Origin of the sequence: Trinickia sp. EG282A (genome assembly GCF_040965455.1) — a bacterium.
In the GTDB taxonomy this organism is placed as follows: domain Bacteria; phylum Pseudomonadota; class Gammaproteobacteria; order Burkholderiales; family Burkholderiaceae; genus Trinickia; species Trinickia symbiotica.
Genome location: NZ_JBFRCC010000061.1, coordinates 1 through 216, shown reverse-complemented (window position 1 = coordinate 216; position 216 = coordinate 1). Strand labels below are relative to the sequence as shown.

Genomic DNA, 216 nt, shown 5'->3' with positions numbered 1-216 from the left:
GGGGGTGGTTCCCAGTAAGTGCTAAAGCACTAACTGGTCACTAGCTTTGCATGAGCCCAGAGTAATCGCTAAAGCGATAACACTGGGCGCAAAACGCTCCGGTTATAGGATCAAGCCTTACGGGCAATTAGTATCGGTTAGCTCAGCGCATTACTGCGTGTACACACCCGACCTATCAACGTCCTGGTCTTGAACGACCCTTCAAGGGGCTCGAAG

1 rRNA gene is annotated in these 216 nt (G+C 51.9%); it reads right to left on the bottom strand.

What is annotated here, in order from left to right:
- Positions 1 to 106: 106 nt before the first annotated feature.
- A 23S ribosomal RNA gene (locus AB4Y31_RS31905) occupies positions 107 to 216 on the bottom strand; the annotation flags it as partial.